The following is an 18,217-nucleotide window of genomic DNA, read 5'->3' on the forward strand; positions in this document are numbered from 1 at the left end:
AATATTCCATTTCAAGCATCATCGGTCTTTCTAGAATAGCCTTCTCCCTCCGGGAGAAGGTGCCGCCAGGCGGATGAGGGGATTTAAAAGCAGATCATTATCTGAATACTTTCCAGAGAAAATCCCCAATATTCCATTTCAAGCATCATCGGTCTTTCTAGAATAGCCTTCTCCCTCCGGGAGAAGGTGCCGACAGGCGGATGAGGGGATCAAACATCTTTTATCAAACATCGATAGATCACATCCATAACTAAATCAAACTGTTGCTGCACCTCATCATTCCAAAATCTTAGAACTTCATAGCCCAAATGATTAAGATAATCAGTCCTTTTATTATCATATTCCTGTTGCCCGAAATCATTATGCTGACCGCCATCTATCTCAATAATTATTTTTTTTTCGATACAAACGAAATCAACAATATAGTTCTCCAACGGACATTGTCTTCTGAATTTAAATCCTTGAAATCGTCGTGATCTTAGTGAGTGCCATATTTTAGTTTCCATGCAGGTGCTGTTTTTGCGTAGTTTTTTTGCTTTATCAAGTAACGCCATGTATTTAATCCATTATTAGTTGGGCTATGCATATTAATTGATAAAATTTATAATTTTAAGATCCCCTCATCCGCCTGTCGGCACCTTCTCCCGGAGGGAGAAGGTCATTCTAGAGAGAACGGTGCTACTTGAAATAAAATGTTTTAATACCCCCCATATCTATCATGAATAGCCTTCTCCCTCCGGGAGAAGGTCATTCTAGAGAGAGCGGTGCTAATTGAAAAAAAATATTTTAATATCCCCCATATCTATCATGAATAGCCTTCTCCCTCCGGGAGAAGGTGCCGACAGGCGGATGAGGGGATCAAACATCTTTCATTCATTAATCTAGTCTAATGCATTAAATTACCTGTTTTTATACCCATCTTTACAGGAAGGGGATTTTAAAACAGGGGATTCTTTTTGTTCCCACTCATGTTCCGTATACAAATGCATGCTTAAGGCATGTAATCCCTTGTCAAACTCCTGTTTTAACAGGTTATTGACCATCCGGTGACGTGCTATTCGGCTTAATTCATTAAATCGAGAGGACACGGCAATGACTTTAAAGTGTGTTTCCGCTCCTTCCGGTACATGATGATTTTTAGACTCATCCTCTACTGATAAGAATACAGGAGAAAGTTCCTCTGATAATTGACGTTCTATATCTAATTTACGCGACATGATTTACTCTTATGCCAGATATTCGATGTTTGATTATATCCGCTAATCATGTGCTGTCATAGTGCACTGACAATTTTGTCACAATATGACATAAAATGTCAGTTTTTATCGGGGTTAAAATGAACTGATACTGGAAATGGAGATGATTTCAGGTGGTTTATCGAGCTAAAATACCCTCATACGTACTGTCATTTAAATTGGCATTATGTATGCATGAATAAAATTGTTAATTACCTATGGAGATGGCCATGAGACAAAAGGGTTTTACGTTGATTGAATTAATGATCGTAGTCGCGATTATCGGTATTTTGGCTGCAATTGCGATTCCTGCTTATCAAGATTATACCATAAGAGCACGTGTTACTGAGGGATTGGAACTAGCTTCTTCCGCTAAACTCGCAGTATCTGAAACAGCCATCACCAATAATGCCTTACCAGCAACCCAGGCTGCTACAGGATATGTTTCTCCTGCTGCAACACCTAATGTTGCTTCAATAGCTATAGCTGATGCTACAGGGGCTATAACCATTACTTACACCGCAGCTGCTGGTGGCGGTACTATCGTTATGACTCCTACTCTCCAAGCAAATGGAGATGTGACCTGGACTTGTACTGGCGGCACCTTATTGGCTAAATATCGACCCGCAAGTTGCAGATAATAATCTCGCTTATTTTAAACCGCCCTTAGGGGCGGTTTTTATTTGCCTTAAATATTGGGGCTTTTGATTATTTTGTGATTAGGCTGTTTCTATCAAACAAACTGGCATTTATTATGCGTGCTAAATTTTAAATACAACCCCAGAGAGTACTATGGTAGCAAAAGGATTTACTTTGATTGAAGTGATGATTGTTGTGGCCATAATAGGGATTTTGGCCGCTATAGCTATTCCTGCCTATCAAGATTATCTCATCCGCGCGCGAGTAGTAGAAGGATTGAATTTAGCCTATGCGGCTCAGCTTTCAGTTACAGAAACCACGTTTGCCCAAAGCGCTTTCCCGACTACTCAATTGGAAACAGGATATATAACTCCTGCTGCAACCCCTAATGTAGCATCAATAACCATTGCAAATCAGGGGCTAATTACCATAACATATACGGCACAAGCCGGTGATGGGACTATAGTTTTGACTCCCACCCTGGATCCGGATAGAGCCATACATTGGGATTGCACTGGAGGAACCTTGGCTAATCGTTATCGCCCTGCGTATTGCCGTCTCTGACTGAATTTTTTACATCTCTGCAAAATTAACTGAGTGATAGTATATGATTGCCATAACTCAGTAACACATTGGGTATTTACATGAACAGCACAACATCAGTACTAGAAGAACAGCGCATACTTAAAATATCCATATCCGTAACATTTTTGCTAGCAGTAGCAGGTGTTTTGTTTGGCTTACTTTCGGGGTCATTGGCGATTGTATTTGATGGTATGTTCAATATGGTTGACACTGTCATGTCCATACTCTCTCTTATGGTAGCACGTCTTTTGACCAGTAAAGGTAATCGCCGATTTCAATACGGTTATTGGCATGTTGAACCAATGGTACTTGTCTTTAATGGAAGTGTTCTTATTTTGATCTGTGCTTATGCATTAGTCAACGCGATTGGCAGTTTACTGTCAGGTGGACGAGAATTAAACTTTGACTGGGCTTTCGTTTTTGCTTTATTGATGTCGGTCTTATCGATAATCATGTATGTGTATATTCGCCATAAGAACGTCAAACTGAGTTCCGAATTTTTGCGACTGGACACACAAAGCTGGCTTATTTCTGCAGCGATTTCCAGCTCGCTTTTGATTGCATTTGGTACCGCTGCTTTAATGGATGGCACTGCTTATGAGTACCTGACCCCGTATATTGATCCCTTTATTTTAGCCGTATTAACTGCATGTCTGATTTTTGTACCCATGGGAGCGGTGCGTGATGCAATGCGCGACATGTTTTTAATTGCCCCTTTTGGTCTCGATGAAAAAGTAAGGGGCTTTTTAGATGAACTGACAAAACGATATCAATTTAAAACCTATTCCAGCTATGTTGCAAAGATAGGACGTGCGCAGTTTATTGAAATTCATATAGTAGTTCCTGAGGGTTATCCCATTTCCGGTATTGAAACTCTGGATGCAATCCGTCGTGAAATCGTAGGCGTTATGGGCGGAAATGGCCCTAAGCTTTGGTTAACGATCGCATTTACCACGGACGAAAGCTGGATTTAGGTGCTGGGGCAGCGTTGTGAGTAAGTTGTTCAGACACGCTAAAGCAAAATTTCTTAAAATCAGGAACCCTCGCTTTGGCGAGGATGATGAATAAGCAGTGAGGAACCTTCTGTACTAGGCGCGGGACGCCGAAGTTAGAAGGTTCGAACGTTCTTAGCGAGCGTTTAATTTTTTTGCGACCAATTGATTTTTTAAACGGACATAATCAGGCATTCCGTTGATGTAATTGGGATAAGCTTCGCCTTGAATCAATGGAGACAGATACCGTTTACAGGCAGGAGTGATACCCATTCCGTCTTCTGAAATATATTCAGCTGGCATTGCTTTTTCCTGATTGGCTACTTCTGCTAACGCTACTTTACCTATAGACCATTGATAGGGCTCATCCTGTTCGCGGATAATCACAGGCATGATGGCATTATGGCCTTTAACGGCATATTCAACAGCTGCTTTGCCCAGAGCATAGGCTTGTTCTACATCCACTTGCGACGCAATGTGGCGAGCGGCTCGTTGCAGATAATCCGCTACAGCCCAGTGGTATTTGTAGCCCAGTTCTGACTTAACCAGTTGTGCTATGACCGGAGCTACTCCTCCCAGTTGCGCATGACCGAAAGCGTCTCTTAATCCTGCGTCACTTAAGAATTTGCCTTCTTTGTTGCGTATTCCTTCTGAAACAACAATAACGCAATAACCGTAGGATTTAACACATTCGGAAACTTTTGCCAGGAATTTTTCCGGATCAAAAGAGACTTCCGGTAACAGAATAATATGCGGTGGTTCTTCTGGATTGTCACTCGCAAGTCCACTGGCTGCGGCGATCCAGCCAGCATGACGACCCATTACTTCAAGAATAAATACTTTGGTGGATGATGCTGCCATAGAGGCTACATCAAAGCCGGCTTCCTTGGTTGAAATCGCTACGTATTTGGCAACTGAACCAAATCCAGGGCAGGCGTCAGTATAGGGCAGGTCATTGTCCACTGTTTTGGGTATTCCGATACAGGTAATTGGGTAACCCATAGTTTCCCCTAGCTGCGAAACTTTATGCGCTGTATCCTGAGAGTCACCACCGCCATTGTAGAAAAAATATCCGATATTATGAGCCTTGAATACTTCAATCAACCGTTTGTACTCATCGTCATTATTATTTAATTTATACCGACAAGAACCAAAAGCCCCCGAAGGTGTTTGCATTAATTTAGCGATATCCGCATCGCTTTCCAGAGAGGTATCAATGAGTTCTTCATTCAAAGCTCCAATAATTCCATTTTTGGCAGCAAACACGGTTCTGATGTGTTCGGGGTATAACTTTGCAGTCTGAATAACGCCACAAGCCGAGGCGTTTATCACGGCAGTAACGCCACCTGATTGCGCATAAATTGCATTTTTAACAGCCATTTTATCTCCATCAATTTATTGGAATTATTGAGTTTTATTGTGAGTATTGATTTTCATATTCATTAAGCACTGCATCGATGCTTTGAATTAATTCAGCAAAAGCTCCGGATAAGTCATCTATTTTTGCGTTGGCTGCTGCCAGTTTTTCCATTTGCATCACTTTCTTTTGCAAGACAGGAACACCACAAAAACAACAGGCTCCATGTAATTTATGTGCTAACTCGCCCAGGCCCTTGATGTTTTTGTTATGCATGAGCTCGATAAATTCTTCCCGGTTTTTATACAGTTCCTCGATGAACTTTGCCAGAAATTCTTCGGCGAGCTCTTGATTTCCTGAAACTTTTTGAACACACAATTGCCAGTCGATCGCTGCGTGTTTGGCTTTGTCAACAATACGCAGAATCTGTAGCAATAATTGTTTTTCATCTATCGGTTTTTGCAGACAAAAATCAACACCTGATTTTTTCAAATCTACTGTGCTGATATCACCACTGTTTGCACTGATCAGAACAATGGGAGTATGTTTGTTAAGCAAGGAGTTGTGGCGAATCATTCGGGCAGCTTCCAGACCATTGAGTTTTGGCATTTGCAAGTCGAGCAGGATAATATTGAACTTTTTATCTTCACAAGCTGTTACAGCCATAGCTCCATCATCAACTGCCGTTACATGGGTATTCTCATTTAATAAGGAGTTGAGGAGCATTTTGTTGACCGGATTATCCTCAGCGATTAATAATTCAGGGTGTAAGAAGCGCAATTGTTCGCGTAAGCCGTCTAATTCATGATTTGTTGCTTTTTCACTCGTGTTATTGTTGTTCAGCGATTCGATGAGATCCTGAAGTTTCTGTATGCTGATGGGTTTGTATAAAAATCCATGGGCTCCAAGTGCCGCGTAATCGTTTATAGGCCATTTCGAAATCAGAACACTGGGTAGGTGATGGTGTTGTTTAATCAACTCGGCTACCTGTTGTTCGCAACCCTGATTGACGTTAATAAACGCTATGTTGCAGTTGGTGTTTTTAGCCAGGGCTTTTGCCAGTTTGTTAAATGAGTTAACCGCAACACATTCAATACCCCAATATCCCAGCCCATTACATAAGGCCTCTAAATGCAGGGGGTTGTCATCAAAACACAAAATTTTAAGATGAGCGAAGCGGTGAGTCTGGTTTTTTTCAATTTCATAGGCTAGTAATTTTTCAACTTTTATTCGCGCTGTAAACGTTGACCCTTTGTTCAGTTCGCTGGTGAGACTGATACGGCCATGCATTTCTTCACAGAGTTTTTTACAGATAACCAGACCTAATCCTGACCCCCCATAACGTCGGGTTATGCTGGTGTCGGCCTGATTAAAGGCTGTAAACAATTTGTTTTGATCTTCAGGGGATATGCCTATACCTGTGTCGGTTATGGTAAACAGCAGGGTATAGTCTTTGTCGGTTTCGAGATCAATTTTGGTGCGTATTAAAACATAACCGTGATCCGTGAATTTTACCGCATTGGTTACCAGATTACTGATAATCTGTTTGATTCTGAACGGATCGCCCAGTATGGTTTTAGGCACCTGTATGTCTGTGATCGGGATTAAATCAATACCCTTTTTGTGGGCATTGGGACTGGCCAGAGTAAGGACTTCGTCGACACACGCTCTGATGTCAACAGGGATGCAGTCGAGATGTAATTTACCCGCATCAATTTTTGAAAAATCGAGAATATCATTAATGATACCCAATAAATCCTGGGCAGATGATTTAATGGTTTTTACATAGTCAAGTTGCAATGGATCCAGTTTGCTTTCCAGTAATACATTGGTAAAACCGATAACCCCGTTCATTGGAGTTCGAATTTCATGGCTCATGTTCGCGATGAACTCTGATTTTTGTCGGCTTTTCTCTTCTGTTTTTTTCTTTTCCAGAGACAATTGAATGTTTTTCTCTTCCAGTAACTCCAGACTTTGTTGTAAATCTTCGGTGGCTACTTCAATATGTTGATTGAGATCTCTTATGGTATTCAGATATTGCTTTTGTAAGTGCGCACATCCTTTTTCAATAACGCCTAATTCTCCCTGGCTGCCGACTTTTATTTCTGTTTCAAACTCATTACTCAAAATTTGTTTCATGCTGCGGCGTAATCGGGAAATCGGTAAATAGATTCGCTTGGACAGAAAATAATGAATGGTTAAGCCCATCAACAAGCCAAACAACGTAATAAAAATAGTGACTATAAGCATTTGATAGCGCTTGATGAGCATGGATTGCGTATCGATATCAATGGACAGCCAGCCTAAAATATCGTCTGCCTGGAAGGCTACGGGGCTTGGAATGTTTTTGAATAAGGTGCTGTTGGAGTACAAGTTGAATTTGGGAATGGTTATGGGGGCGATAAAATTAATGGTAAAGGGATTGATGTGTTTGCTTTCAATATAATCCCCAGTGAAGTCTGGTGGATTAAAGGGTTTATGGATGGAATGTTTTCCACCGCGATAAGCGAGCAATTGCCCGCTGGCATTGTAAAATGCAAGTGCTTTTACCTCGGGATTGATTGTGGATGCATTAATCAGTCCTTGCAAGGTGCGGTCATCATTACGAAGCAAGGCAAATTGAGCAGCAGGAAGTAACTGGCGAATGTAAGCCTCGCCTAAACGGGACATGTGTTGATTCAAGTCCTTCCCAAATTGGCCATTGTAAAATACAGCAAAAAGCAAGGCGACTAAGAAAGCTGGGATCAGCGTGGTGATTCTTAGTTGATATTTAATACCAATACTTTTCAAGATAACTCCCGTTTATACTGAATTGAGCGGTTGAATCTTTGCGTTGATGGTAAAGTCGGCTATTATAGCCCGATTGTTTTATTCCTTACAACGGATGATATTATGACTGTTAGAACTCGATTTGCTCCAAGCCCTACTGGATTTTTACATGTGGGAGGAGTAAGAACAGCCTTATTCTCCTGGTTATATGCCAAACGTCATCAGGGTCAGTTTATTCTAAGAATAGAAGATACTGATAGAGAGCGGTCTACGCAAGAGTCAGTTCAGGCTATTTTAGATGGCATGGCCTGGCTGGGCATGGATTGTGATGAGGGGCCTTATTATCAAACTGATCGCTATACCCGTTACATTGAGGTAGCGCAGCAATTTCTGGATGAAGGCAAGGCTTATCGTTGTGTTTGCAGTAAAGAGCGGCTTGAGTCGCTTCGTGAGTCGCAATTAGCTGCTAAATTAAAGCCTCGCTATGATGGCCATTGCCGTAATAAAAATCTGCCTGAATCCGATGTTCCTTTCGTTATTCGCTTCAAGAATCCTGATAGCGGTATGGTTTCATTTAAAGATGAAGTGTATGGCGATATCCATGTTGATAATAATGAATTGGACGATTTAATTTTAGTTCGATCAGATGGGCATCCCACGTACAATTTTGCTGTAGTCATTGATGATTTGGATATGAATATTACGCATGTGATTCGCGGTGATGATCATATCAATAACACACCAAGGCAAATTAATTTATTTAAAGCATTGAATGCCCCGATTCCAGTTTTTGCTCATTTGCCAATGATATTAGGCGATGATGGTAAGCGTTTGTCCAAAAGACATGGTGCTGTAGGGGTGATGCAGTTTAAAGAATTAGGGATTTTACCGCATGCCTTGTTAAATTATTTGGTTCGCCTGGGGTGGTCGAATGGCGATCAGGAAATCTTTAGTGTTGAGGAAATGATCTCTTGTTTTGATTTAAAGAATGTGAGCAGGGGAGTATCGAGCTTTAACTACGATAAATTATATTGGTTGAATCAACACTATCAAAAAAGTGATGATCCCGATTCAGTTGCACAAGCGTTGAGTTGGCATTTTGAGCAGGCGGGTATCGATTTAAGCAAAGGGCCACAGCTTAAGGATTTGGTCGTGACTCAGGCTGAACGGTGTAAGTCTTTGGCAGAAATGTGTAATTTGAGCCTTTATTTTTATACCGATTCAATCGAATACGATGACGATGCCGTTAAAAAGCATTTACGTCCTGCAATTCTGGAGCCTTTGGCAGCACTCTATGAACGTTTGAAAGAAGTGAATGATTGGCAAAAAGATCATCTTCAGGAATGCATTAACGATATTAGTGCGCAATTTGATATGAATATGGGAAAAATTGCTCAGCCATTGCGAGTAGCGGTTACAGGAACGAGCATGTCTCCTTCCATTGATATGACATTGACTTTATTAGGTAAACAACGTGTTTTAAGCCGTTTGGAACAAGCTCTTGAGAAAATACGGTTGAGAGCCAGCGCACAATAATCCTTCATTTTTGTCCGGGGTTGATAAGGGCCTTTCCCTTGACCCCGGAACTTTCTGTATACGTTCTCTGTACATGACAAAAAAACTGTCATGCCCGCGCCAGGCGGGTAACCATTTGGCATTCGACACTGAAGTAAATTGAGATAGCTCGCTGGCATACCATTTTGGCAACACACGGATGGCTTGGTTGAAGAATTCACCAAAAAATATCCCGTTCATCATTTGGATTCTTATGAAATTCACATTGCTGTTTATGAAGCCATAACCAGAGAAAATCGTATCTAAAAGTGGAACTGTCAATGGAAAATAAATCTCATTGAGCAAAACAATCTTCAGTGGCTTGACCTTGGCATCGGTTTATTTTGATGGATGGTTGCCTGCGCGGGCATGACAGTTTTTTTGTCATGTACAGAAGTATACGCCTTTAAAAAACATCAATTATTTTAAAGTACTGTAGTAACTTCAGATCAATTCAAGTTAATATAAATGAACATTTAATTGAATTTGTACTGAAGACCGGAACATAAATCATGAAGATAAAATCAAGTATTTGCAGACTTGCCCTGGTTGCATCATTAATATCGACATCTAGCTACGCAGACTCTAGTTCTCTGGACACGGAATTAAAACAACAGATGCAGAAGGTAGTGGCTGATTATTATAAACAATACAGTGATAAGGAATTATTTACTGCAATGGCTGCCTCAGTACTTATTCCTCACAATAAGCAGACAGATATTAAAAATACCATCACTGTAGTCAAAGGAACAATGGGTTTTCCTCCATTCAATCAGGAAATAACGTCCAACAGTTTATTTGATATAGGCAGCATTACCAAATCCTTTACTTCTTTAATTTTGTTGCAATTACAGACAGAAGGCGTGTTGTCGCTCGATGATACTTTGGGCAAATGGTTGCCTCAGTATCCTAACTGGAAAGAGGTGACTCTTCGCCAGCTTTTGAATATGACCAGTGGTATTCCAAATTACTCGGAAGATCCGGTGTTTGCTAAAAAAATGATGAGTGATCTCAGCCATGTATGGACTGATGAAGAGTTACTGACTTATGCACATCCTGAACAAGCCCTCAAGGTGAATCATGTCAATCGCTATGAATATTGTAATTCCAATTATGTTCTCGCGGCGCTGGTTATTGAAAAGGCGACTCAGGATACTTTTGAAAATCAGTTGAAAAAAAGAATCATTAATTCTAAAAACAATCTGAATGAGTCTTTTTATCCTGCCGGGCCCAATGGGGTAGCTGTGGGAAATGTTATAAAAAATCGACGGGTACATGGTTATTTTTATGATGAGGCCACTAAAAAATCAGTGGATACAATTAACAATGATTTATCCTGGGCTTCCTCAGCAGGGGCTATTGTGGCAACGGTTGAAGATGTAGTGCAATGGGTGCAATTACTTTATCACGGCACTTTAATTAATCCAGAATATCGGGAAAAAATTCTGACTGAACTGGAATCCGTAGTCTCTACAAAGACTGGAAGACCCATTGACACGGTAACTGCAGCAGATCCGATGGCATTCGGGTTGGGTGTTGCGTACCGTTATGATAATGAGATGAAGCAGCGGTTTTGGTTTTATGAGGGAAGTACTTTAGGCTTCAGAGTGATGTATTTATGGAGTCCATGTAATGATGTGACTACAGTTGTTGCATTGAATAGTAAAGGGGCGGAAGGAAATCCGGATTCGAAGATGGGTGATCATATTGGAACAGCGAATTTGCATTTGTATCAGGCGATAATGCGATTGCATCCTGAATTACAATGTAAAGGCTAGATACCTGGGATATTTTCAATATATCGTCAGTCGACTCAATCGATTTTCCTTGACTTTACCTTTGAATAACAGCGCCATAAAATTGGATCCCGCGGTCGATGCCGCGGGAATTCGGTTGTTAAGTAAACAAGAGTTACATTTCGAATTCTCGCTGCTTCGACCGCGGGATCCAGCACATGTAGCCCTTTACTTGTTTACGAAATCTATAAATCTGCAACTATCCTGGCCTTGTCGTTGGAATTCAGTTGAGATATTTTAGAGTAAATTTACCCTTTTTCCTGTATTTAATATAAAATAGAGCCGATTTTGGTCGTTTCCATTGGATTATCGGGTGTTTTTTATGAAATTATCAAAAACTCTAATGAGTGTCTTTCTCGCAGCACAACTCATTGTTTCAGAGTCATGGGCAGGTTTCATCAGCACTGAGCCTGTAAAAAAAGATATCATTCAGTTTGTTATTGATGATTATTATAAAAAATACAGTAAAAAAGAACAATTTACTGCTATTTCTGCGTCTGTATTGATTCCTCAGAATGATCAAGATGCTGTTGACGAGATTAAAACAGTAATGACAGGTCATGTTGGGTTCCCCCCTTTTTCAGAAGTGATTACCTTTGATCATTTGTTTGATATAGGCAGTATTACCAAATCATTTACTTCGCTGATTTTATTGCAATTACAATCTGAAGATGCTTTATCTCTTGATGATCCAATAGGGAAATGGCTGCCTCAATACCCTAACTGGAGTGAGGTAACCATTCGGCAGTTATTGAATATGACCAGCGGTATTCCAAATTACTCGAATGATCCGGAGTTTTGGAACAAAATGGAGCATGATTTAAGTCATGTCTGGACCGATGAAGAATTACTCACCTATGCCCATCCTGAAAAACCAATAGAGCGGAAGGATACGAACCTCTTTGATTATTCCAATACCAATTATATTCTTGCGGGATTAATCATTGAAAAAGTAACTCATGATACCTTTGCGAATCAACTTCAAGAACGGATTATTAATCAGCATAATGTTTTGAATAACACCTTCTATCCTGCAGGGCCAGATGGAGTTGCGGTTAAAGAGTCTATTGTCGATCGCAAAATGCACGGCTATTATTTGGATCCAACAAATAATAAAATCGTGGATGCGTTTGTCAATGATTTATCCTGGGCTGGAGCTGCCGGAGCGATAGTCGCCAATACTGAAGACGTAATGCGTTGGGTTCAAATCCTTTATCATGGCACGTTGATTGATCCAGTTCACAGAGACAAAGCTTTAAACGAACTGACCTCTGTAGTATCGATGAAAACCGGGAAGCCCATTGCTACAGTCACAGAAGACGATCCGTTGGGCTTTGGTTTGGGGGTTGGATATTATTATGACCAGAAGTCAGGATTAAAATTTTGGACCTATCAGGGCAGTACTTTAGGATTCAGAGTCATGTACCTATGGCAACCTTGCAATAATGTCACTACGGTTGTTGCTTTGAACAGTAAAGGAGGTGAGGACGCCTCTGATTCTAAAATGGGGAATCATATTCTGGAAGCGAATATGAATTTGTATCATACGATTATTGAACACCATCCTCAGCTGCGTTGTGCTGTTTAATTGATTTTTTTGTTGAAACTCTATGACCATCACTATAAATAAAGAAACCGATAAATTCTTCCTTGCATTAGGCAAGGAAGGCAAGCATACCTTTATCATGTTTGGCGTTTATGACCAAAATAAAGTAAGACATTTGCTTTGCCGGGTAGGAAAAGATATTAATGAGCCTAATCAACCTGGCGAGAACCGATGTATGGCTATTGCCGGACGTATAGCTGATGTGTTTTTTTCAAAGATTAAATCCAGACTAAAGAATGAGCGAATTTCGAGAGATAATCCGGGTAACATACCAATCAGTTATCAGGCTTATGACACAACTTATGAACATTATCTTGAGTTTATTGGATTACTTGAAACCCTGCAAAATAAACACAATCGCTATTTATGCTATAAGCCGAGAAAACAAGAAGGGAATCACATTGAGTTGACTAAATCATTTCAGTTAATAACGAACAATCAAAAACTGCATGAGGGTATTAAAAAGAATATCGAAGAGTTTTCTATTGATAACACCTGCCGGCATACTGCTATCAAGCTTGTTGAGGAAGTTCAAAAAGTTCCTGTATCCTCTCTGGTATCCTCTAATTTTTTTATTGATTTACCTTACAGAACACAACTTGTTTATGGAAAACCCAGCATGGGCATTCCATTCTATGTATTGCCCATGTCGCCAGATGCTTATCCTGATCTAAACGCAGTACAAAAATCCATAATAGAAAAGCTCTATGCACGGATGGAGCGTTTGGTTTTGCTCGAACCTGCTTCTGCACAAACCGTAAAAAAATTTAATAGTATTAAAACTGAGTACACTCAGATCGTTGGACCCCAAAGAGAATTTAATCTGGAGCAATTACTGCAAAGCATCCAAACATGGAAAGAACGAGATAAATCCATTTTAAATTCATTGCGAACAACTTATTTTTGGGATGCATTTTTTACACGAACTTCAGCTACTATGACGATGATCAACGAGATTGAGCACAGACTTATTACGCAAAATAAAAAAAATTCAATGTAACTAATCTGAAATAACTTCGCATTGTCGCATCATTCTTTTTGTTTTTCTTTGGCAATACGCTTTTGCTCTAGGTTGACCTTTATTGGTGATTTATTTCAGGAATGGTTCACAGGATTTTGGGGACCCTTTGATACATTGCGAATACTTTTCAACGGAATAGCTCTTGCCTTCATTCCTGTTATGCTGCATGTTATATGCTACATTTAGAATTGGAACTGATTTCTAACGGTACACAATGAATACTCTGTGTGCCCCATTATCAAAGGAGTGACTGTGAAACTATATTATTACAAAGGTGCCTGCTCTCTGGTTGTTCGCATAATCATGAATGAAATGGGAATAGATTTTCAGGATGAAGAGGTAGATCTGCGAGCTAAAAAAACAGCGGGCGGAGCGGATTTTCTAGCGATTAATGCCAAAGGTGCCGTACCTGTTTTAGGTCTTGATAACGGTGATGTGATAACGGAAAATCAGGTTATTTTACAATACCTGACTGACATCACTCCAGGACAGGAGCTATTAGCCCATGTTGGCGACATGAAACGCTATCATACTTTAGAATGGCTGAATTATGTTTCTACAGAGCTTCATAAAACTCTCGGGATGTTTTTTGTCCCTATGGTTACTGATGAATTTAAATCAAAAATATTAATTCCCATGGCGATGTTTAAATTAAGGCATGTTGAGCAGCATTTGTCTCGCAATACCTATTTAATGGGCGATCATTTTACGTTACCTGATGCGTATCTATTTGTCGTTTTAATGTGGGCAAAGAGTTTTAAACTGGATTTTTCTGCCTATCCCAGTTTGACCAAATACATGGAGTACATTCAAAGCAGACCTGCGGTTATGAAGTCTTTAAAACAGGAAGGGTTTTAGGTTAACTCAGGAGCAAGCATGATGTCTCTTAATTTTGATACTCTTTTGTCTTATTGGTCCTTGCCGGCAATAGAGATCAATATCATGGTGCTGATGAATTTGCTGGGCTCATTAATTCTGGGGTTAATCGTAGGCTATGAGCGCTCTTATCATGGCCGGGCTGCGGGTATGCGCACATACGGATTGGTGTGTATGGCATCCACTGCTTTGGTGGTTATAGTAGGTTATCCCAATTATTGGTTCGGCGGTTTGCATCCTTCAAGCACGCTTGTTCCTGATGTTGCTCGTGTTGTGCAGGGGATCGTGACTGGAATTGGATTTCTGGGCGCTGGCGTTATTATGAAGGAAGGCTTTTCTATCAGTGGCTTAACTACCGCTGCTTCCATCTGGACTGCATCTGCAATAGGAATATTGGTTGGTGTGGGGTTCTACTTCTCTGCAATAGTACTCACCTTTTTGGCTTTATCTATTATGATGTGGGGACTTGGACTGGAACAATGGCTTCCTTCACGTCATGCAATTGCTGTGTCGTTAACCTTTAAACCAGGCGTCATTCCCGATAAGGAGGTTATACGGCATATATTACGAGAATGTGAGTATTCTATGGCTCAGAGTACCATAGCAATCACTTCAGTAAAAAATTCAATTGAGTGGCGTTTTGTTGGCGTCGCATCATCCAAAAAAACGACCCGCTCCATACCTGAACTATCACAGGCGCTTCGCAAACTGGATGGCCTGGATAGTTATTATGTCGCATTTGCCAGAAACTAGAGAATTGGTTGGGAGTGTCGATTCAAGTATTAGGGTCTGTTGACAATTTAAGTTTCGACGTCCCGCGACTTGTTCGCGGGATCTAACTCACTCTTTATAAGCGCAATATATTCTTGTTTTGCGCAAGAGCTATCGATTCCGCGAACAAGTCGCGGAAAGTAGGCTTGAACATAATGAAATGTCAACAGCCCCTAGTTAACAATTCACTTATTATCGGAACAAAGCCGTAGCGAGGATAGTGTACAAAAGAGAGATTGCTTCAGGAACAAGCGATGCGATGAATGGGATAGAGAGGAATAGTCAACAGGACCAGGGTACATAAAATCAAAACTGTGTGGGATGAACGCTTATGAATATGCCTATGTGTATTAATTGAATACATGTTATAATGATTTTTTATCATCTGCTTGTTTGACAGAAATGTTGAATCGTAAAACTATCTGTATTATAAACGATAGATATTTCTAATTCATCTGGAGTTTTAGAATGCCCATTAAAGATTCATTTAAAGGTGGTTTGAACTTAAACTTCTTACCCAGTTCAGAGTTTGAATCTTTGGAGAATAATGATAAGCAACAACGCTCCGGGATTATCGGACGTAATGTCTTACGTTTACTGATGATGGGATGGCCAAAATCATGGACTGAATTAATCACATGGCATACTTTAAGTGCGGTTTTTATTGAACATGATCATGCATTATTGAAAGAATTTCGCGCTGCTTTTCAGCAGGGATTTGAAAACATATACGCCCAACTTAAAGGTCGAACCCTGGATGCAAAGCAAAGTGAACAGGTACAATTGTATTTAAGCAACTGTTTGTGCCATTTGCCTTATTCTGATCTGACTCCTTTTGAATCCATCAAAATTCCTCAGTGTGTGAACGGGGAATGGGAGCTTGTTGAATATTCTGTTAATCCAATCGAATTGACTGATGATAATCAATATACAGTCAGAAAGACAGATCGTGTTTTTGCTTATGGTATAGAGCCTATAATCAATAAAAATGCGGAATCGCATTTAATTTTTATGGGTACAAATTATCCAACTGGCCAAGGATTTCTGCCTCAAATCGTTACTGATTTTGAAGCTTTTGAGACCGTCGGAAGTTCGTTGTATCTGAGTGGGCGTCAACGAATTAAGGATTGGTTGTCCAGACAAAAAGACAAAGTGCATGTTTGCGGTGCAAGCCTTGGCGGTTCACTAGGTTTGCTTCTGGCTGTTGATTTGGGCGAACATCTGTCTCGGGTTGATGCGTTAAATCCAGCAGGTTTGCATCATCTTGAGCCAAAGAGCAAGTACGATCAATGGGAGAAATTGACTTCAAAACCTCCCGTCATTATCCAACAGCAGGGAGATGATCCGGTTTCATTATTAGGGTTGTGGAAATCCGATTGGGAAATTCTGCATGTATCACCGCCACCAGAAAAAAAAGGTCCTAATCCATTCTGCGATCATTTTATGAATTACGCTGGATTTGCGGATACTGTATTTACTTATATGGATCCGGAACAGCAAAATGCAAAGAGAAAGACCCGTAATTTATTATTTTATTCAATAGGGCGAAGTGTCGTTTATTATCTTATGATAAGTCCTTATACACATATTCTTCGACCAGCATGGTATTATACTAAGGACGCCATAAAGTCAGCATCTTTAATATTCTTGGCAGTGCTAGCTGGAGCTGGGGTATTAATTGGTTTGGCCATTACTGGAATTCTGCCTCCCTTGTTGTTTATCGGGGCTACTGCAGTGTTTGCTATTCTAAGCAGTTTATTTTTGATTCCTGCTGTTATGAATGCCATTCTTTCGAATCAAACAAGCCTTGCACAAGATACGGACAACCAAATAAATTACGCTCAAATACATGATCCTGCTTTACCCAGAAACCCTGAAATGGATTTATACAATAAAGAACATCAAATTGAGGTGAATTTAACTTATAAAGAACTGCATGCATATTATAAAGCGATGCGCGTGCTGGTGAAACAAAAAGACTTCATACCTGCTGACGATCTCAAAATGATTAAGGGTACTGAGGTATCAAAAAGACAGTGCTTGATGGATAGCCAGAAGCCAGAAAATGAAGAACGTGTTGTAACTCTTAAAACAACGAAAGCTAAAGCCGTGCAGATTAAGCATACTTTAACATTCATCGACCAATTAGGTTTTGAAAATGATAAAGAACTTAAGAAGGCTTTGGATTTGGAATACAGGCATTATACTCAAGGGAAGATCAATAGTATTTGATCTGTCCTTTTGACTGTTCTGGATAGTAGTAGGTGTTTCAAGTGTTGTTTCATTCGCAATTTGCTAATTATTTTATTAAAATAGTGCCATTTTAGTATAGGGCTTGTTGACCGTTTCGACTTTGCCCACTTCAGATTTATTCTCAAAATACCCTCACTTATTATAAGTCATCCTCGTGAATACGGGGATCCATGAAAAAATGTGGTTTTGGGTAGAACTCTGTTTTCGTGAGGAACATCATGCATTGTTACCAGGATTTGATTGCTATATTTGATGAGTGTTTTGCCAATTCATACAATACCCGATTGGTAAGAGGTGATGATGAGCCTATTTACCTTCCTGCTGATGAGGTGCGTACGTATAATGCTTTATATTTTGCTCATGGCTTTTACAGCAGTGCATTGCATGAGTGCTCTCATTGGTTAATTGCAGGCGAGGAGCGTCGTAAACTGATTGATTTTGGATATTGGTATATGCCTGATGGGCGCAATGCAGAGCAACAGGCATTGTTTCAACAAGTTGAAGTGAAGCCACAGGCCATCGAGTGGATCCTTTCAGTTGCGGCAGGTCATAAATTTCGCGTCAGTGTTGATAATCTTAATGGTGTGGAATCGGATACAGACTCATTCAAAACAGCAGTTCATTCTCAAGTCATGCATTATTGTTCTAAAGGACTTCCTGATCGCGCCGAACAGTTTCGTAGAGCGCTGTGCACTTTTTATAAACGTCCGCTTGAATTAAAGCCAGAAAATTTTGTGATCTCCGAGCTTTAATTCAGTTTTCG

General features: G+C 40.2%; 15 protein-coding genes. 11 read left to right on the top strand and 4 right to left on the bottom strand.

Going from position 1 to position 18,217, the window contains the following annotated elements; translation table 11 throughout:
• Positions 1–209 precede the first annotated feature (209 nt).
• Positions 210–554: an endonuclease domain-containing protein gene (locus G543_RS0108985; protein ID WP_028384229.1), complete on the bottom strand. Its 345-nt coding sequence runs from the start codon at positions 552–554 to the stop codon at positions 210–212.
• A 345-nt stretch (positions 555–899) separates the two neighbouring features.
• Positions 900–1,217, bottom strand: coding sequence for a BolA family protein (locus G543_RS0108990; protein WP_028384230.1), 318 nt, complete (start codon positions 1,215–1,217; stop codon positions 900–902).
• 248 nt (positions 1,218–1,465) lie between these two features.
• Here G543_RS0108990 and G543_RS0108995 point away from each other — a divergent pair, with 248 nt between their 5' ends.
• From G543_RS0108995 to G543_RS0109005, 3 genes are all read left to right on the top strand, one after another.
• Positions 1,466–1,876, top strand: coding sequence for a pilin (locus G543_RS0108995; RefSeq protein WP_028384231.1), 411 nt, complete (start codon positions 1,466–1,468; stop codon positions 1,874–1,876).
• 151 nt (positions 1,877–2,027) lie between these two features.
• Positions 2,028–2,438, top strand: coding sequence for a pilin (locus tag G543_RS0109000; protein ID WP_028384232.1), 411 nt, complete (start codon positions 2,028–2,030; stop codon positions 2,436–2,438).
• An 80-nt stretch (positions 2,439–2,518) separates the two neighbouring features.
• On the top strand, positions 2,519–3,433 hold the full coding sequence (locus tag G543_RS0109005; protein WP_028384233.1) for a cation diffusion facilitator family transporter: 915 nt from the start codon (positions 2,519–2,521) through the stop codon (positions 3,431–3,433).
• A gap of 153 nt (positions 3,434–3,586) precedes the next feature.
• Here G543_RS0109005 and G543_RS0109010 read toward each other — a convergent pair whose 3' ends face one another.
• Both G543_RS0109010 and letS read right to left on the bottom strand, forming a co-directional pair.
• Entirely contained in the window at positions 3,587–4,831 is a 1,245-nt protein-coding gene (locus tag G543_RS0109010; protein WP_028384234.1) for a 6-phosphofructokinase, read from the bottom strand.
• 34 nt (positions 4,832–4,865) lie between these two features.
• Positions 4,866–7,601, bottom strand: coding sequence for a two-component system sensor histidine kinase LetS (letS, locus tag G543_RS0109015; RefSeq protein WP_115343485.1), 2,736 nt, complete (start codon positions 7,599–7,601; stop codon positions 4,866–4,868).
• A gap of 99 nt (positions 7,602–7,700) precedes the next feature.
• Between letS and gltX the strand changes: the two genes are divergently transcribed.
• The 8 genes from gltX to G543_RS0109055 all read left to right on the top strand — a co-directional run bounded on the left by gltX (position 7,701) and on the right by G543_RS0109055 (position 18,206).
• Positions 7,701–9,113, top strand: a complete 1,413-nt coding sequence (gene gltX, locus G543_RS0109020) for a glutamate--tRNA ligase (protein WP_028384236.1) — start codon at positions 7,701–7,703, stop codon at positions 9,111–9,113.
• Between the two features lie 530 nt (positions 9,114–9,643).
• Positions 9,644–10,909, top strand: coding sequence for a serine hydrolase domain-containing protein (locus G543_RS0109025; RefSeq protein WP_028384237.1), 1,266 nt, complete (start codon positions 9,644–9,646; stop codon positions 10,907–10,909).
• 340 nt (positions 10,910–11,249) lie between these two features.
• The gene (locus tag G543_RS0109030) at positions 11,250–12,515 is read left to right on the top strand and encodes a serine hydrolase domain-containing protein (RefSeq protein ID WP_028384238.1); all 1,266 of its coding nucleotides are present in this window, start codon (positions 11,250–11,252) and stop codon (positions 12,513–12,515) included.
• 22 nt (positions 12,516–12,537) lie between these two features.
• Positions 12,538–13,533, top strand: a complete 996-nt coding sequence (locus G543_RS17540; RefSeq protein ID WP_051190659.1) for a hypothetical protein — start codon at positions 12,538–12,540, stop codon at positions 13,531–13,533.
• 273 nt (positions 13,534–13,806) lie between these two features.
• Positions 13,807–14,412 carry a glutathione transferase GstA gene (gene gstA / locus G543_RS0109040; protein WP_028384239.1) on the top strand — a complete coding sequence of 202 codons (606 nt, stop codon included), beginning with the start codon at positions 13,807–13,809 and terminating at the stop codon, positions 14,410–14,412.
• Positions 14,413–14,430: 18 nt separating this feature from the next.
• The gene (locus tag G543_RS0109045; protein ID WP_028384240.1) at positions 14,431–15,183 is read left to right on the top strand and encodes an MgtC/SapB family protein; all 753 of its coding nucleotides are present in this window, start codon (positions 14,431–14,433) and stop codon (positions 15,181–15,183) included.
• A 486-nt stretch (positions 15,184–15,669) separates the two neighbouring features.
• On the top strand, positions 15,670–17,433 hold the full coding sequence (locus G543_RS0109050; RefSeq protein ID WP_028384241.1) for a hypothetical protein: 1,764 nt from the start codon (positions 15,670–15,672) through the stop codon (positions 17,431–17,433).
• 239 nt (positions 17,434–17,672) lie between these two features.
• A complete protein-coding gene (locus G543_RS0109055) occupies positions 17,673–18,206 on the top strand; it encodes an elongation factor P hydroxylase (protein ID WP_028384242.1) in 534 nt (177 codons plus the stop codon).
• Positions 18,207–18,217 lie beyond the last annotated feature (11 nt).

Source organism: Legionella moravica DSM 19234 (assembly GCF_000423305.1).
Classification (GTDB): Bacteria; Pseudomonadota; Gammaproteobacteria; order Legionellales; family Legionellaceae; genus Legionella; species Legionella moravica.

Coding starts and splice junctions, on each gene's coding strand:
- G543_RS0109005 (WP_028384233.1), top strand. CDS start 2,519: ATGAACAGCACAACATCAGTACTAGAAGAACAGCGCATACTTAAAATA.
- G543_RS0109045 (WP_028384240.1), top strand. CDS start 14,431: ATGATGTCTCTTAATTTTGATACTCTTTTGTCTTATTGGTCCTTGCCG.
- G543_RS0109030 (WP_028384238.1), top strand. CDS start 11,250: ATGAAATTATCAAAAACTCTAATGAGTGTCTTTCTCGCAGCACAACTC.
- G543_RS0109055 (WP_028384242.1), top strand. CDS start 17,673: ATGCATTGTTACCAGGATTTGATTGCTATATTTGATGAGTGTTTTGCC.
- G543_RS0109025 (WP_028384237.1), top strand. CDS start 9,644: ATGAAGATAAAATCAAGTATTTGCAGACTTGCCCTGGTTGCATCATTA.
- G543_RS17540 (WP_051190659.1), top strand. CDS start 12,538: ATGACCATCACTATAAATAAAGAAACCGATAAATTCTTCCTTGCATTA.
- G543_RS0108985 (WP_028384229.1), bottom strand. CDS start 554: ATGGCGTTACTTGATAAAGCAAAAAAACTACGCAAAAACAGCACCTGC.
- gltX (WP_028384236.1), top strand. CDS start 7,701: ATGACTGTTAGAACTCGATTTGCTCCAAGCCCTACTGGATTTTTACAT.
- G543_RS0108990 (WP_028384230.1), bottom strand. CDS start 1,217: ATGTCGCGTAAATTAGATATAGAACGTCAATTATCAGAGGAACTTTCT.
- G543_RS0109000 (WP_028384232.1), top strand. CDS start 2,028: ATGGTAGCAAAAGGATTTACTTTGATTGAAGTGATGATTGTTGTGGCC.
- G543_RS0109010 (WP_028384234.1), bottom strand. CDS start 4,831: ATGGCTGTTAAAAATGCAATTTATGCGCAATCAGGTGGCGTTACTGCC.
- G543_RS0108995 (WP_028384231.1), top strand. CDS start 1,466: ATGAGACAAAAGGGTTTTACGTTGATTGAATTAATGATCGTAGTCGCG.
- G543_RS0109050 (WP_028384241.1), top strand. CDS start 15,670: ATGCCCATTAAAGATTCATTTAAAGGTGGTTTGAACTTAAACTTCTTA.